The organism is Chryseobacterium sp. OSA05B (genome assembly GCF_019970065.1).
Classification (GTDB): Bacteria; Bacteroidota; Bacteroidia; order Flavobacteriales; family Weeksellaceae; genus Chryseobacterium.
This window is the reverse complement of record NZ_JAHXYH010000001.1, coordinates 660677-676032: the sequence shown is the minus strand read 5'-3', so window position 1 is coordinate 676032 and position 15356 is coordinate 660677. Positions and strand designations below refer to the sequence as shown.

Below are 15356 nucleotides of genomic sequence, written 5' to 3'. Positions count from 1 at the left end.
AATGAAAAACATAAAATATATTATAAAATCATTGTTAATAATTGTTTCAGCCACTTCTTGCAGTAATGAATTTTTAGAAGAAAAACCACAAGTTGATGTAGAACTAAAAGAGGGTATTACCAATGAAAAAAACCTTGCTGTTGCCATCCTCGGATTACATCATTCACTACAAAGTACGGATTCTTATGGAGCGATGATTCCTACCCTGAATGAACTTTTGGCAGATAACAGTTTTGTCAGTTTAAGAAACTCAAATAGATTTGCGGGTACCCGTCAGACTGATTTATCATATTATGTACCACAGCAGACAGGTTTTGTTACCTTATGGACTGGCCTGTATAGTATCATTGCCAATGCAAACTTCGTATTGAGCTATGAAGGAAAAATTCAGGATGACATTACTACATCCGAAACTCCAGGCAGTCTTTTTGCACAAGCACATGCTATCAGAGCAATGGCTTTTTACGATCTTATTACTCATTTTTCTGAAATTTCGGGGAATGGAAATCAGGATATGGGTGTTCCACTTCCTTTGGTTTTGGATGTAAATTCAAGACTTTCAAGGTCTACAGTTGCTCAGGTTTATAATCAGATTCTATCTGATCTTACGGCTGCAGAAGGAAAAATTTTGAATACCAATAAAAGACAAATAAACAATTCGGCTGTAGATATGTTGTTTAGCAGATATTATTTAGCAATTAAGAATTATTCTCAAGCTGATACTTATTCTCAGAAAATATTAAACAGTAATTTCTCAGACATTGCCACTGCTACGCAGGCTCCAACGATATTTGATGCTACAGTGGAAGGAGGAAGTGAAACTATTTTTAAGCTTGAGTTTAATGATAAAGATCTTCCGGGAGCTAATGATGGTATTACAGCAACTTGGTATTCAGGAGGAAGGTATAGACAAAATTTTGCAACTAGAGCTTTTTATAATAAGCTTCCCAATACAGATGTCAGAAAGAATAGTTGGTTTACTTTAACAAGTGTAGGTTCACCAGCAATATCTGCTTTTCCTGACAATCCTAAACCTGTTGATGTTGCTAAATATAAGACTCCTGCGACGGATGTTATCTTAATGAGAGAATCTGAAGCTGTATTCAATCAATTGGAAGCATTGTACTATACAAATCCTACTTCAGCTCTGGCTAAGCTTAACGCTTATGTTTCAACGTACAGAGTGCCGGGATACACTTTTACAGGGACAGGACAGAATTTACTGGAAGAGATCTTGTTTCAAAAGAATGTTGAATTATTTTTAGAAGGTTTCAGATATCGTGATCTTAAAAGAAATGGTATAGGATTTACTAATTCGCAGACTGGAGTTGCATTAAATTCATCTAAATATCAGTTTAAAGCATTTCCTATCCCATTAGGAGAAATTTTAAGTAATCCTAATATTAAACAATTCCCCGGATACTAAAAAATATCAATAAATTAATAAAAGCCCTGCACAGCAGGGCTTTTGTTTTCTATTATAGGAGATTATTTAGAAAAAATGACGCTTGTCTGATAACTCTTCGGAGTCACACCCACCAGTTGCTTAAACACCCTCGTAAAATAATTCGTATCCGAAAAACCAGTTTGATAGGCAGTTTCCTTAATACTATTCTGCGTTGCTAATAATTCTTTTGCCCTATTGATTCTTTCCTGCAGGATAAAATCATTAGGGGAAGTTCCCAATTCGTCTTTGAACATTTTAAAGAAATTAGACTTGCTGACGTAAGCTAGTTTTGCCATACTGTCAATAGACAATTTCTGATGAAGGTTCTTTCTGATATAATCTACCGCAAAACCTATTCTGGATTTATTCTTAGCAATATTCTTTTCCACCATACTTCTTGCCTGGGTTTGCATAAGCCTGATCAGGAGTTCTTTTAAAGCGAAATCTGCCATGATATCCTTTTGGGAATTATCATCCATAGCAATTCTCATAATGTTGTTGGTTGCAGAAGTTAAGGACTGATTATTAAAGAGAAAAAATTCATCCAACTGGATATTCCATTGTGAAGTTTCGTCCACTTTAGGAAGGGTGTAATTTAAATAATTAAGAGAATCCTCTATAAATTCAGGATTAAGGCTTAAAGAAATACATTGGGTAGGAGCCTCATCTGCTTCAGGAAAATCGATGACCATAGTTTCACCGGGTGCTACCAGAACACTTTCACCAGGAAAATAATCAAAATAATTCGTTTTATTATCCAGTTTCATGTGTTTTTTGCCTCTCAGCATAGCCGTGAACGCAATATTTTCAAAGTGAAGTTTGACACCGAAAGCGGCTTTATGAGTTTCGTATATGCTGAACTCACAGTTGTTTAGATTGAATTTTGTCTGGTTTTCAACAAGGTTCAATAATTGGCTCTCCTTCTTCAATTCAGGAGTATTCAATAAAAATTTATTATCGTTATTCATTTCTAAACATTTTGTAAAACCCAATCACTCAAATATATAAATTTTAGCCCTACACTGTTGTTAATAAAACTATAAAATTGAACATCTGCACTATTGTGATGTTTTTTTATACGATTGTGCTATCCGTTTTTCATGGGTAAATGTAAATTGGCATTACGAAAAAATTAAAATTACATTAATATGAGCACAATTACAGAACCGAAATCAGAGACCGCATTCCAGTGGCCTGAATTCAAAAACAAATATGATAATTATATTGACGGTAAATTTACACCTCCGGTTAACGGACAGTATTTCAATGTAGTTTCACCGGTTAACGGGAAAAATTTCACCCAGGTAGCCCATTCATCCAAAGAAGATTTGGAATTGGCAGTCAATGCTGCAGACAAAGCATTCCAAACCTGGAAAAATACGTCTTCTACAGAAAGAAGCATCATACTGAATAAAATTGCAGACAGGATAGAGCAAAATCTTGAGCACCTTGCCATCGTTGAAACCATCGATAACGGAAAGGCTGTAAGAGAAACATTAGCTGCCGATTTACCTCTTGCCATAGACCATTTCAGATACTTTGCTTCTGTAGTACGTGCGGAAGAAGGTTCTCACAACGAACTTGATAAAGATACCGTTTCCCTGATCGTTCACGAACCACTGGGTGTAATCGCGCAGATCATCCCTTGGAATTTCCCGATCTTAATGGCAGTATGGAAGCTGGCTCCGGCTTTAGCGGCAGGAAATTGCGTAGTACTGAAACCTGCAGAAAGTACGCCGGTTTCTATTATGGTTTTAATGGAGATCATCGGAGATCTGTTACCTGCTGGTGTTATTAATATCGTTAATGGCTTCGGAGCAGAACTGGGAAGAGCTTTGGTAACTAATCCTAAAGTATCAAAGGCCGCATTCACAGGTTCTACAGCTACAGGACGTCTTGTCATGCAGTACGCTACAGAAAACATCATTCCGGTAACCCTTGAGCTGGGTGGAAAATCTCCAAACGTTTTCTTCAGCTCAGTAATGGATGCAGATGATGCATTCCTGGATAAAGCAATTGAAGGGGCTGTACTTTTTGCCCTTAATCAGGGAGAAATTTGTACGTGTCCTTCAAGACTGTTGGTTCAGGAAGATATTGCAGATGCCTTCATTGAAAAAGTAATCGAAAGAGTAAAAGCCATCAAAGTAGGAAATCCATTGGATAAGACCGTGATGATGGGTGCTCAGGCTTCCCAGATCCAGAAAGATAAAATCCTTTCCTACATCCAGCTTGGAAAAGAAGAAGGAGCAGAGGTTCTTGTAGGCGGAGACATCAACAATGTAGGGGAAAACCTTGAGGACGGATTCTATATTCAGCCGACTATTTTCAAAGGTAATAACAGAATGAGAATTTTCCAGGAAGAGATCTTCGGACCTGTATTGGCATTCACGACTTTCAAAGATGAGGAAGAAGCTGTAAAAATCGCCAATGATACCATCTACGGACTTGGTGCCGGAGTCTGGACAAGAGATGCCCACCAGTTGTACAATGTTCCGCGTCAGATTCAGGCGGGAAGAGTTTGGGTGAATCAGTACCATTCGTATCCGGCAGGAGCTCCTTTCGGAGGATATAAGCAGTCGGGAATCGGTAGAGAAAATCACAAAATGATGCTTGACCATTACCGTCAGACTAAAAATATGCTGATCTCCTACAACAAAAATAAATTAGGTTTCTTTTAATTTTTAAATATTAGGGCGTGCCCGTTTGCCCCGGCGGAGCCGGGGCAAAACGGTCGGGCTATTCCAGGGCTTCACTTCGTTTCGGTGCTCCATTTCATTCCGCACCGGCTCGTTCCTCGCCGCCCTTCCTATCCCTCACGCAGAAAATAGACTTCCTTATCTGAAATATTTCGGGTAAGCAGGAATTCTGTTACCGTGACAGACAGTAAAGTTAAATGTGAAAAGTCAATTTTGCTACGCAAGTCAATAGTCAATGAATCGACTGATAGTAAAATTTACAATTCACCATTGACAATTGACTCCAAATAACCAAATAAACTCAAAAAATATGATTCCAAAAACAATGAAAGCTGCTGTAGTTCAGGGCTACGGGCAACCCCTGAAAATAGAAGAAGTTCCGGTAAAAGTACCCGGAAGATATGAAGTATTGGTCAAGGTAATCGCCTGTGGAGTTTGCCATACAGATTTACATGCTGTAGATGGCGACTGGCCGGCAAAACCCAAAATGCCCCTGATTCCCGGACATGAAGGAGTAGGAATCGTAGTCGCCTGCGGACCCGAAGCACAGGTTAAGGAAGGAGATGCTGTAGGAGTTCCGTGGCTGTATAGTGCCTGCGGATGCTGTGATTACTGTATTACCGGTTGGGAAACATTGTGTGAAGCTCAGAAAAATGGAGGTTACAGTGTAGATGGAGGATTTGCAGAATACGTTATTGCGGATTCAAGATATGTAGGACATTTAAAATCTGATGTCAACTTTTTAGAGATTGCCCCTATTTTATGCGCGGGAGTAACCGTTTATAAAGGGTTGAAAGAAACCGAAACAAAACCCGGAGAATGGGTAGCCATTTCCGGAATAGGAGGATTGGGGCACGTGGCTGTTCAGTATGCCAAAGCGATGGGAATGCATGTGGCGGCTATTGATGTAGCGGATGACAAACTGGAGCTGGCGAAGAAATTAGGAGCAGATCTTGTAGTTAATGCAAAAACCACAGATCCCGGACAATATTTACATAAAGAAGTCGGTGGAATGCACGGTGCCCTGATCACAGCCGTTTCCCCAATTGCCTTCAAACAGGGAATAGATGTGCTGAGAAGAAAAGGAACCATTGCGCTCAACGGACTTCCACCCGGTTCTTTTGAACTCCCTATATTTGAAACCGTACTAAAGAGAATAACCGTGAGAGGATCTATTGTCGGCACAAGAAAAGATCTTCAGGAAGCGCTGGATTTCGCCAATGAAGGCCTTGTAAAAGCAACGGTAACCTCTGCAAAACTGGAAGATATCAATGATGTTTTTGATAAAATGAAGAAAGGACAGATAGACGGCAGAATCGTCCTGGATATTGCCGGCTCAAATTAAATAATGAGTTAATGTACCCGGCGAAATCATTTGCCGGGCTTTTTTCTTCCTGATGTTACAGTGTTTATGAAAACATGCACTATCTAAATATTCATTCGGTAGCAAGGAAAAATCGGCGTCATTTGTGTGATCTGCGTGAAGACAAAACTTATGAATTTCTTCAGCGCGAAGGCACAAGCTGCATTTATCAGCATAACAGCAGTATACAATTTTAATCGGAGATAAAATCTTTTCCCCATAAAACTGAATGAAGATAAAAAACTTTAGTGCCTTTGCAATTATAAAAAATGAAGGCTATAGAGAAAAAATTAATCAAAATCTTCGTATCTTAATACAAATAAACCTGTTTAATTAAAAGAAAAAAATGGAAACCACAATATCCAGACTATCAGCAACAGAAAAAGCACTTGATGTCATTTATCAACTGGAAGATAAATACGGAGCATTGATGTTTTACCAGGCAGGCGGATGCTGCGAAGGGACCCAACCGCAATGCTTCGAGAAAGGCGGATTTTTCCCCCGGATGAATGATGCTATGATTGGAACTATCAACGGCCATGAATTCTGGATAGACCGTGATTTATTCGAATACTGGAAATATTCTCACTTCACATTGGATGTAACAGATGGTTTCGGACCGGGAGGATTTTCTCTGGAAACCCCTTTAGGCAAAACATTCAAAGTCAACTACAGACTTTTCACCAAAGAAGAATATGAAAACCTGGAACCCGTAAAACGCAGTGAATAAAATGGGTATAGTCTGATATTCTTTGATATGATAGCTTGTGAAAGCTTAAACATAACAGTGAAAAAGAACCCGGAAAAAAATGTCTCTTTATTCTTTGTTCTGTGTTCTCTCCATCACACCTTCACAAACCGGTTCACAAACATCGCCGCCACTATATCTCCTACAGCATTCAGAACGGTTGCTAACGGATCCACCAATGTTCCAATGATCATCACTGCCGGAATAGCTTCCTGTGGTAATTTATATACCGAGATCATCAGCATCTCACCAATATAGCCACCGTTTGGAATTCCACCGGCTACAATGCTTACAAATACTGTGATTCCTAAGGCAAGCAGTAAATTAGCCGGATCAAAAAAGTCTTTTCCAATAATCAGAAAAGCAACATAGATCTTGATAATAGAGGACATGGAAGATCCATTCTTATGAAGCGTGGTTCCGATAGGGATTACCAAGTTCGCAATAGAATTCGGAATGCCGATCTTCGAGGCAGCCTGAAGATTCGCCGGCATTGTGGCAAAGCTGCTACATGTGCTCAGGGCAGTCAGAGTAGGATAAACTGCGTTTTTCCAGAAACTTTTGATCCCCTTTTGTCCGTTTGCCATAAAAGCGTACAGCGAAAAGAAGACAAAGAAATAAACGATTCCCGCAATATAATAAAGTCCTAACGGTTTAGCATAAAATCCAAAAAGCTGAGGCCCCAGTGTGGCCACCTGGTAAGCAAAATAAGCTCCAAGACCAATAGGCGCCAGTTTCATGATCAATAAAAGAAGCTCCTTCATCACCTCATATCCGGAAGCGATAAAAAGCCTGAACGGCTGGCCTTTTTCTCCGGACTTTCGGGCTGCAAATCCGGTCATAAAAGCGAAGATCAGCAGAGCCAGCATATTTTGTCTTGAAAAAAGCTGGGTGAATTCTCCAACGGTGAAGAAACTTACGATTCTGTTGCCCCAACTGTCTTCACTGGCGGCTTCAGAAATCATTTCCGAACTCCCGGAAACTCCCGAAACAGGAAATACATAAACCGCACAAATCGTAAAAACTGCCGCCGTTAAAATAAAAAACAGAAAAGTGAAGGACATCACAAGGATGATTTTTCCAAACTTAGACTGTTGTTCCAGAGATGCGATAGAATTGGAAACAGCAAAAAATACCAACGGTACTACACTCACGAAAAGAAGGTTAAGGAAAATATCTCCCAGTGGTTTAATATATTCCACAATACCCGGTGCAGTAATGCCTATAATGCTTCCTGCAACAATTCCTAAAAGTAAAAGTATAATTCCTGAGTAGTTGTTCAGTACTTCTTTCATGTATCGCTTTTTATCAAAGATAGGTTTATTTTTAACATTGTTTTATACAATCTTCAGGTGTAAATTTCATAAATTTGAGTAAACCCCATTTCTATGGCTTATATAGATTACTATAAAATTTTAGGCGTAGATAAAAGCGCAACCCAGGATGACATCAAAAAAGCTTACCGAAAAATGGCGAGAAAACTGCATCCTGATCTCAATCCGGACGACAAAGAATCCGAAAAGAAATTTAAAGAGCTGAATGAAGCCAACGAAGTTCTCAGCAATCCGGAAAACCGTGCCAAGTACGATAAATACGGAGAGAATTGGAAACATGGTGAAGAATATGAAAAGGCTCAGCAACAGCAAAGGCAGTACCAGCAGCAGAATTATGGAGGCAGTGGCGGATTTTCCGGTGCTGATTTCGGTGAAGGGGAAGATTTTTCAGATTTTTTCCAGAGTATGTTTGGCGGTGCAGGTAGTGGCTTTGGGAAAACTTCAAGAGGAAGTTCTTCCGGGAAATTCAAAGGACAGGATGTGAATGCTGAACTGAATTTAAACTTAAAAGATGCTGCACGGACTCATCCGCAGACTTTTGATATCAATGGGAAGAAAGTGAGAATTACAATTCCTGCAGGTGTTTACGATGGTCAGCAAATCAAACTGAAAGGCCATGGAAGCCCCGGATTTAATGGAGGCCCAAACGGGGATCTATACATCACATTCAATATTCCGGTAGATCCCAATTTTGAAAGAATCGGGGATGATTTGAAAACCAAAGTGTCCATTGATTTGTATACCGCTCTTTTGGGAGGCGACGTAAAAGTGAATACACTGGATGGAAGTGTTAATCTTAAAGTAAAACCTGAAACCCAGAACGGGACAACGGTAAGACTAAAAGGAAAAGGTTTTCCGGTGTATAAAAAAGAAGGTCATTCAGGAGATCTTTTCGTGACCTATGAGGTGAAACTGCCAACTGATCTTACAGACAAGCAGAAAGAACTTTTTGAACAACTTAAAAATTCCTAAGCCATGAGTGAAAGAATATCGCGAGAGGAACTCGTAAAAATCTATAATATAGAGATCACTTTTTTTGATGAACTGGTGGATGTTGGTTTACTGAACGTGGAAACAGAGAATGAAATCCGGTATTTATTATATGAAGATCTGCCCGTTTTCGAAAGGTTTACCAACTGGTATTACGACCTGGAAATCAATCTTCCCGGGTTGGAAGTCATCAGTGATATGCTTCGTAAAATGGAGGATTTAAAACGGAGAAACCGTGATCTGATGAATAAACTTTCTGCAATAAATGATCAATATGAAGATATTTAATTTAGTTTTGTACATCTTTAAAACAAACTAAATATTTCTAAAAAATGAATGGAGAGAAAGTCATTAAATTACATGTAAACAGAAAGGATTTTGAAGAAATTTATTTCAGTGGTAACCAGGGAAGTTTATTTTTTTCACAGACGACCCAAGGAAAAACCGTTACTACTGCCGTTGTAGGATTAATTCTATTGATTTTATTCTTTTTTAAAGATGATTTAAGCAAAGAAAAATTTGGAATCCTATATTTTGTAAGCTTTTTATTTCTGCTGTGTACGGTGTATCTTTCTTTGAGCATCAACAAAGTTTCCCGTTGGAAAAAAGAGGTGAACAGATATTTAAAATCTCTGGAAGATTCTGAAATTTATGAGATCAGATTTAATGATGAGATTTTTAATGTTAATCTCAATCATCAGGAAGAAATGAGTAAATGGGAAGATTTTAAGTACTTTGATGTCAATGATGAATTTCTTTCTTTAGAAGGAAAGTTCAATTATATGTTCCCAATGAAATCCATGAGTAAAGCAGATTATGATACACTCAAACAGGTAGCAAAGAAAAAGATCAAATCATAAAAAAATCAGAGCATTTGCTCTGATTTTCTATTTATATAAAGGATTCACCTTCCTGGTTTTGATTAATCTAACCAACCCATTTCTTTCATCCATTCATCATTGTAGACTTTTCCTACATATCTTGAACCGTGGTCATGGAAAAGGACTACGATCACATCATCTTTTGTGAACTGGTCTTTCATCTGGATCAGAGAAGCAATTGCACTTCCTGCAGAATAGCCACAGAAAATTCCTTCTTCCTTAGCCAGTTTTCTTGCATAGACAGCACCGTCTTTATCAGTGACCTTCTCGAAATGATCAATGACAGACATATCGTAGTTCTCAGGAATAATATCTTCCCCGATTCCTTCCGTAATGTACGTATAAGCATGATCATAATGAAGTTCACCTGTTTCGTGGAATTCCTTCAGAATAGAACCGTAGGTATCAACACCGATTACTTTAATATTTGGATTTTTCTCTTTGAAGAATGTACCACAACCTGTCACTGTACCCCCTGTTCCGGCACCTGCCACAAAATGGGTAAGCTTTCCTTCCGTCTGTTCCCAGATTTCAGGAGCTGTAGATTCATAGTGGGCAGTTCTGTTGGATAAGTTGTCATATTGGTTCACATACCATCCGTTTTCCGTTTCCTTAGCCAGTCTTTTAGACACTGAATAATAAGAACGCGGATCGGTAGGCTTCACGTCAGTAGGACAGACAATAACTTCCGCTCCTACAGCACGAAGGATATCACATTTCTCCTTAGACTGCTTGGAATTGGTTACAAAGATACATTTGTAGCCTTTGATGATGGCTGCAAGCGCCAGTCCCATTCCTGTATTTCCTGAAGTTCCCTCAATAATGGTACCTCCTGGCTTTAATCTGCCGTCTTTTTCGGCATCTTCTATCATTTTAAGAGCCATTCTGTCCTTTACAGAATTTCCTGGATTGAATGTCTCTACTTTTGCTAAAACCAATGCAGGAAAGTCTTCTCCTAATACTTTGTTAAGTTTTACAAGAGGCGTATTCCCTATCGTTTCAAGAATATTTTTTGCGTATTTCATAAATGTTTTATAAGCGGTGCAAAGATAATGCTTTAAAATTTAGCTGCGTAATTTAAAGATTATGATTTATAAAGTCAATGATGAAAGGTTAATGGTGAATTTTATTAAAAAATGCCTTTGCATATTATTGTGAATGACGAAAAGTCAATAGTGAATTTTCAACTGCAATAAAATTAATCACTGTTATTAGTCATTGACTATTCGCAATTGACCATTGACCTTTCAGAACTTGCCATTTCCTTTAGTTATACTTAATCGCTTTCACCGGAGAGATCTTACTGATCAGGTAACTTGGAATAATCAAAGCCAAACCTGAAATAATAAGAATTCCTACTGAAATAGAAATGATGGCAACCGGATTTAAATCCACCGGAACGGTACTTACGTAGTAATTTTCAGGATTCAGTTTAATAATACCGAAGAACTTCTGAAGTAAGATAAGACCCAGACCAATGGCATTTCCATACAGAAGTCCCGGGATCATGATGATCAGGGTATAATTGATGAAAGTCGCTCTTATCTGTGAATTGCTGGCTCCAAGAGTCTTTAGAAGTCCGATTGAATTCGTTCTTTCAATGATCAGAATCAGAAGAACCATAATAATATTAATCACCACAACGATCAGCATAATAATGATAATCAGGGCGATATTGGTGTCGAAGATACTGATCCAGTCATTGATTTGCGGGAATTTTTCTGTCGCTTTTTCAGCGTAGTTTTTATAGCCGATCAGTTTTTCAATGTCCGGAAAATCTTTGTCTATATCATTGACGTTTTTAAAGAATATATCGATGCCGCCTATTTCGTCCGGCTTCATTTCCTGAATTTTTCGAACATGATTGATTCCGCCGATAACGAACTGTTCATCAATCATTTTGATATCCGTTTTATAAATCCCGATAATTCTGAATTTACGGTAGATCGGTTTTTGGTCAGCTTTTGAAAATACGGTTACAATGCTGTCATTCACTTTAAGATGAAGATCATTGGCGATCTTCTGTGAAACCGTCACATCATTGTTAAATCCTTTCTCCGTTACTTTTGGAGTCGTTCCGGCTACAAGGAATTTTTTGAATCTCAGGCTGTCAAAATCCTTTCCGATTCCTTTGAATATTATGCCTGAAAAATTGTGTTCATTACGCATAATTCCGGTTACCGTAGCATATTTCTGAACACTTTCTACATCGGGAAGTTCTTTGATCTTTTGAATATTTAATCCCTGATTGTCAAGAACTGAGGTGTTGTATGAAGAATTGGATCTGGTAGACCGAATCGTAATATGTCCGCTGAAATCTGCCAGTCTCTCTTTGATGGCTTTCTTTGAACCGAAGCCCGTAGATACCGTAATCAGAGAAACAATGATCCCCAAAGCTACAGAAAGCCTGCCGATGAAGATGATAACTCTTGAAAGGTTATTTTTGTTATCTTTGGAAAACGCTATTTTTCTAGAGAAATATAAAGGAAATTTCAAGCTTATGAATTTAGATTTCAAAATTAAAAATTTACTTCTGATTTGCCTAATTTTTTTAGGAGTATTCAACCAATATTATTCTCAGGTTCAAGTAAAACCGGATTTTAAAACCGGAGCGGACCAATCCGAACTTTATCTGCCCCTGCTAAAAAATAAAACGATCGGTGTGGTAACGAATCAAACCGGGCTGATGAGTGATAAAGACCACGTCGTAGATTTTTTAGTGAAAAACAATATTAAAATCAAAGCGATATTCGCTCCGGAGCATGGTTTCAGAGGAGATGCTGATGCCGGCGAAAAAGTGAAAAACGGAGTGGATACCAAAACAGGAATCCCGATTATTTCTCTGTATGGAAACAATAAGAAGCCAAAACCTGAACAGTTAAAAGGGATTGATATTGTGGTTTTCGATATTCAGGATGTGGGGGTAAGATTCTATACTTATATTTCGACTTTAGCTTATTTAATGGAAGCCGGAGCCGAAAATAATGTTGAGATAATGGTGCTGGATCGCCCGAATCCACATGATGGCTACACAGACGGACCGGTTTTAAAGAAGAAATGGTCAAGTTTTGTAGGAATGCATGAAGTTCCTGTAGTCTATGGATTAACAATAGGTGAGTACGGGAAAATGGTGAATGGCGAAAAGTGGCTGAAAAATGGAGTTCAGGCTAAATATACCCTGATTCCTATGAAAAATTACCACAAAAAACAGCGTTATCCGATCTTAGATAAACCTTCTCCCAATCTGCCCAACGATAAATCGATCAATTTGTATCCAAGCTTATGCTTCTTTGAGGGAACTCAGGTTTCTGTGGGAAGAGGAACCAATCTTCCGTTTCAGATCTACGGATCTCCATGGACACAGGGATTACCTTATCAGTTTACACCAAAACCGAATTTTGGAGCTAAAGATCCTTTCCTGAACGGGAAGTTATGTTACGGCGAAGATCTTTCAGCCTATTCAAAAGATCTGAGAGAATTGAATCTTGACTGGTTGATTAAATCTTATAAAAGCTATAAAAATCCACAACAGGGATTCTTTCTTGAGAACCTGTTCTTTGATAAGCTGGCCGGGACTGATGAGTTCAGAAAACAGATTGTCGCCGGAAAATCAATCCAGGAAATCAAATCTTCATGGAAAAGCGATTTGGAAAAATTTGAAAAGATTCGTACGAAGTATGTGATGTATCAGGAGTAATTTTGAAAGTCATAGTCAATTTGATTTCGCCGGCCAATCATGAATCTAGAGATTGTAAAAATTCACTGGCGAAGCCAAATTCACATTTAACAATTCACTTTTTTATCAGTCAAAATTCTGCGGAGGATTCTTATCGTTCTTACCCTTATTTAGAATGAAAAGCCCAAGAGATAATCCTATAACTCCGGCAAAAGCTGTCATTAAGGCTCTTTCAAGCTTATCGGGCAGATCGTTTCCGATATAGTTCATTGAAAAAAGGATCACAAAAGTGATCACTGAAATGATAATATGATTTTTTCCGAGCAGTTTCATGCTGTTATTTTAGTTTATAAGAGATCATCACACCGCCTCTATATGGAATGAATTCTCCACTTTTGTTGAACTTTTGTGCATAATCATAGCGATCACCTGTGGAACGGTCATATCCTTTATAGAAATCCTGAGAAGAACCTACTGTAGCATAGATATCCATGTTCAGGCGGTCCGACAATCTAAATTGGTAACCTCCGGTGATACCTAATATGAAAGAATATCCTTTTTGATATAGATTGGAGGTGATGAAAGTTTTTCCACGGTCGTCTATTATAGGATCGTCAGACCAATAGCTCCATTTTTGAGCATTGAAAGCAGATACTGCTATGTTTGCACCAAGGTAAAAACCTTTGAATGCATGATTGAAATAATATCTCCCTTCAGCAGAAAGCGAGTAGTACTGCATTTCATGTCCCGCGAAAGATTTCCATGGTGAAACCAGAACGTCACCTTGCAGGGTGATCTTTGATGTTAATTGTTTTTCCACACCTACATTAATTACTCCAATCGGAGCCAAAAGAGCATTTCCTTTAATGTACAGACTTTTTTCCTGTTCTTGTTCCTGAGCGGTAAGAGCTACTACAGAAAGGAGTGCGATAGATGTCGTAAGAAATTTGTGTTTCAGCATTATTTTATTTGTTTCAGTAATTCTTCTGCGAGTTTGGAGTCTTTACCTGTCTGAGTAGCCATATTTCTGGACATTTCAGCATAGTTTTGGGCCATTTCCTTGTTTCCTGTCAGAAAATAAAGCTTGGCAAGAATATAAGTGTTTTCCGGTGTTTCACCGCGCATCACTGATTTTTCAGCCCATTCTGAGGCTTTCTTTAATGATGCAGGATTTTTGATGTGATCACCGAATACCCATGCCGCTCTCAGCAGCTCATTAGGCTCGAATGCATCGGAATTTTTGTAATATTCTAACGCTGCTTTTTCAAATTCGGGGAAATTGGCATTTTGCTCGTAGTAACTGAGTTTCGTCTGGTTTAGTTTAGATTGAGCGATTTGTTTTCCTACTAATGGCTCGGCCGTTTTCATGAAATACTCATCGTTGATTCTCTTATTTTTATCATCAATAGATTGCTCTACGATTTTTGAAAGCTTAAGTTGATTATCAAATTCGTTATAGGTTTCTTCAGGCAGATATTTGATGATATCCGCTTTTCTGGAGGTAAAGGTGCTGTAGTTTTTGTCTTCTGTAGACTTTACAAAAAATAAAAGAAGACCGATTTCTTCTTTCGAAATTTCTTCCGTTTTCTTTTTGTTTTCAAAATAACGCTCGGAAGCTTTTTTGGCAAAATCATAATCCGAAGAAGAGTTCAGCTTCATAATATTGGTAAGGAATTCCGGATCTTTTTCTCCTTTGGCAAAACGTTCTTTTAAAGAACCTTTTTTATTTCCTGGCGAATTGATATCCTGAGCCATAGTGACAAACATACTTTCCTCCATATACCCGGTGTTTTGGGAAACAATCTCACCTTCACCATTCAGGAACAGGTAAGTAGGATAGGAGCGCACTCCGTATTTGGCAGCGATTTCTCTTCCTTCCCCTTTTTCCATATCGAATCTGGCATTCACAAAATTCGCATTGAAATAATCCCCGACAGATTTTTTAGTAAACACGTTCTTCTCCATCATCTTGCATGGTCCACACCAGGTCGTGTAAGCATCGACAAAAACCAGTTTTTTTTCTTTTTTTGCCTTTGCTATAACGTCTTTGAACGGTAATTCCTGAAATTGTATAGCTTCCTGAGCCATGATAACGACAGAACAGAACGCCAATACTCCGGAGATGATCTTCTTCATTTTCAAATTAGATTTGTAGGCGAAGATAGTTATTTTCCAAAATATAGACGACGATTTTATGCCGGAAGGCTCTATATTAACGAAT

General features: G+C 38.4%; 15 protein-coding genes. 8 read left to right on the top strand and 7 right to left on the bottom strand.

The annotated features are described in order from the left end of the window. Position 1 precedes the first annotated feature (1 nt). Entirely contained in the window at positions 2-1426 is a 1425-nt protein-coding gene (locus tag LC419_RS03000) for a RagB/SusD family nutrient uptake outer membrane protein (protein ID WP_223605951.1), read from the top strand. Between the two features lie 62 nt (positions 1427-1488). Here LC419_RS03000 and LC419_RS02995 read toward each other — a convergent pair whose 3' ends face one another. Continuing rightward, positions 1489-2415, bottom strand: a complete 927-nt coding sequence (locus tag LC419_RS02995; RefSeq protein ID WP_223605950.1) for an AraC family transcriptional regulator — start codon at positions 2413-2415, stop codon at positions 1489-1491. Positions 2416-2595: 180 nt separating this feature from the next. On the opposite strand from LC419_RS02995, the gene LC419_RS02990 reads away from it, so the two are divergent. The 3 genes from LC419_RS02990 (at position 2596) to LC419_RS02980 (ending at position 6236) form a co-directional block, all read left to right on the top strand. Then, positions 2596-4125 (top strand): aldehyde dehydrogenase family protein, encoded by a 1530-nt coding sequence (locus LC419_RS02990; RefSeq protein ID WP_223605949.1) that lies wholly within the window; start codon positions 2596-2598, stop codon positions 4123-4125. 328 nt (positions 4126-4453) lie between these two features. Continuing rightward, on the top strand, positions 4454-5488 hold the full coding sequence (gene adhP, locus LC419_RS02985) for an alcohol dehydrogenase AdhP (RefSeq protein ID WP_034728785.1): 1035 nt from the start codon (positions 4454-4456) through the stop codon (positions 5486-5488). Positions 5489-5852: 364 nt separating this feature from the next. Further along, entirely contained in the window at positions 5853-6236 is a 384-nt protein-coding gene (locus tag LC419_RS02980; RefSeq protein ID WP_034728787.1) for a DUF779 domain-containing protein, read from the top strand. A 113-nt stretch (positions 6237-6349) separates the two neighbouring features. Here the strand turns inward: LC419_RS02980 and LC419_RS02975 are convergent, their stop codons facing one another. Continuing rightward, positions 6350-7549, bottom strand: a complete 1200-nt coding sequence (locus LC419_RS02975) for a dicarboxylate/amino acid:cation symporter (RefSeq protein ID WP_223605948.1) — start codon at positions 7547-7549, stop codon at positions 6350-6352. A gap of 93 nt (positions 7550-7642) precedes the next feature. Between LC419_RS02975 and LC419_RS02970 the strand changes: the two genes are divergently transcribed. Genes LC419_RS02970 through LC419_RS02960 form a run of 3 tightly spaced genes read left to right on the top strand, consistent with a single transcriptional unit; the run spans position 7643 to position 9438 of the window. After that, a complete protein-coding gene (locus LC419_RS02970; protein ID WP_223605947.1) occupies positions 7643-8560 on the top strand; it encodes a DnaJ C-terminal domain-containing protein in 918 nt (305 codons plus the stop codon). A 3-nt stretch (positions 8561-8563) separates the two neighbouring features. Next, positions 8564-8866 (top strand): chaperone modulator CbpM, encoded by a 303-nt coding sequence (locus LC419_RS02965; protein ID WP_223605946.1) that lies wholly within the window; start codon positions 8564-8566, stop codon positions 8864-8866. 44 nt (positions 8867-8910) lie between these two features. After that, complete coding sequence (locus LC419_RS02960; RefSeq protein WP_223605945.1) at positions 8911-9438, top strand: hypothetical protein; 528 nt, start codon at positions 8911-8913, stop codon at positions 9436-9438. Positions 9439-9500: 62 nt separating this feature from the next. Here the strand turns inward: LC419_RS02960 and LC419_RS02955 are convergent, their stop codons facing one another. Both LC419_RS02955 and LC419_RS02950 read right to left on the bottom strand, forming a co-directional pair. Then, a complete protein-coding gene (locus LC419_RS02955) occupies positions 9501-10484 on the bottom strand; it encodes a PLP-dependent cysteine synthase family protein (protein WP_034728797.1) in 984 nt (327 codons plus the stop codon). A 241-nt stretch (positions 10485-10725) separates the two neighbouring features. Then, positions 10726-11955, bottom strand: coding sequence for an FtsX-like permease family protein (locus LC419_RS02950; protein ID WP_223605944.1), 1230 nt, complete (start codon positions 11953-11955; stop codon positions 10726-10728). A gap of 4 nt (positions 11956-11959) precedes the next feature. Between LC419_RS02950 and LC419_RS02945 the strand changes: the two genes are divergently transcribed. Continuing rightward, positions 11960-13156, top strand: coding sequence for an exo-beta-N-acetylmuramidase NamZ domain-containing protein (locus LC419_RS02945; protein WP_223605943.1), 1197 nt, complete (start codon positions 11960-11962; stop codon positions 13154-13156). Between the two features lie 105 nt (positions 13157-13261). Here the strand turns inward: LC419_RS02945 and LC419_RS02940 are convergent, their stop codons facing one another. From LC419_RS02940 to LC419_RS02930, 3 genes are read right to left on the bottom strand one after another with little or no spacing between them, the layout of a single operon-like run. Beyond that, entirely contained in the window at positions 13262-13468 is a 207-nt protein-coding gene (locus LC419_RS02940) for a hypothetical protein (RefSeq protein ID WP_223605942.1), read from the bottom strand. A 4-nt stretch (positions 13469-13472) separates the two neighbouring features. Then, on the bottom strand, positions 13473-14096 hold the full coding sequence (locus tag LC419_RS02935; protein WP_223605941.1) for a DUF3575 domain-containing protein: 624 nt from the start codon (positions 14094-14096) through the stop codon (positions 13473-13475). Further along, positions 14096-15271: a thioredoxin fold domain-containing protein gene (locus LC419_RS02930; RefSeq protein WP_223605940.1), complete on the bottom strand. Its 1176-nt coding sequence runs from the start codon at positions 15269-15271 to the stop codon at positions 14096-14098. The genes LC419_RS02935 and LC419_RS02930 overlap by 1 nt, the downstream gene beginning before the upstream one ends. Positions 15272-15356 lie beyond the last annotated feature (85 nt).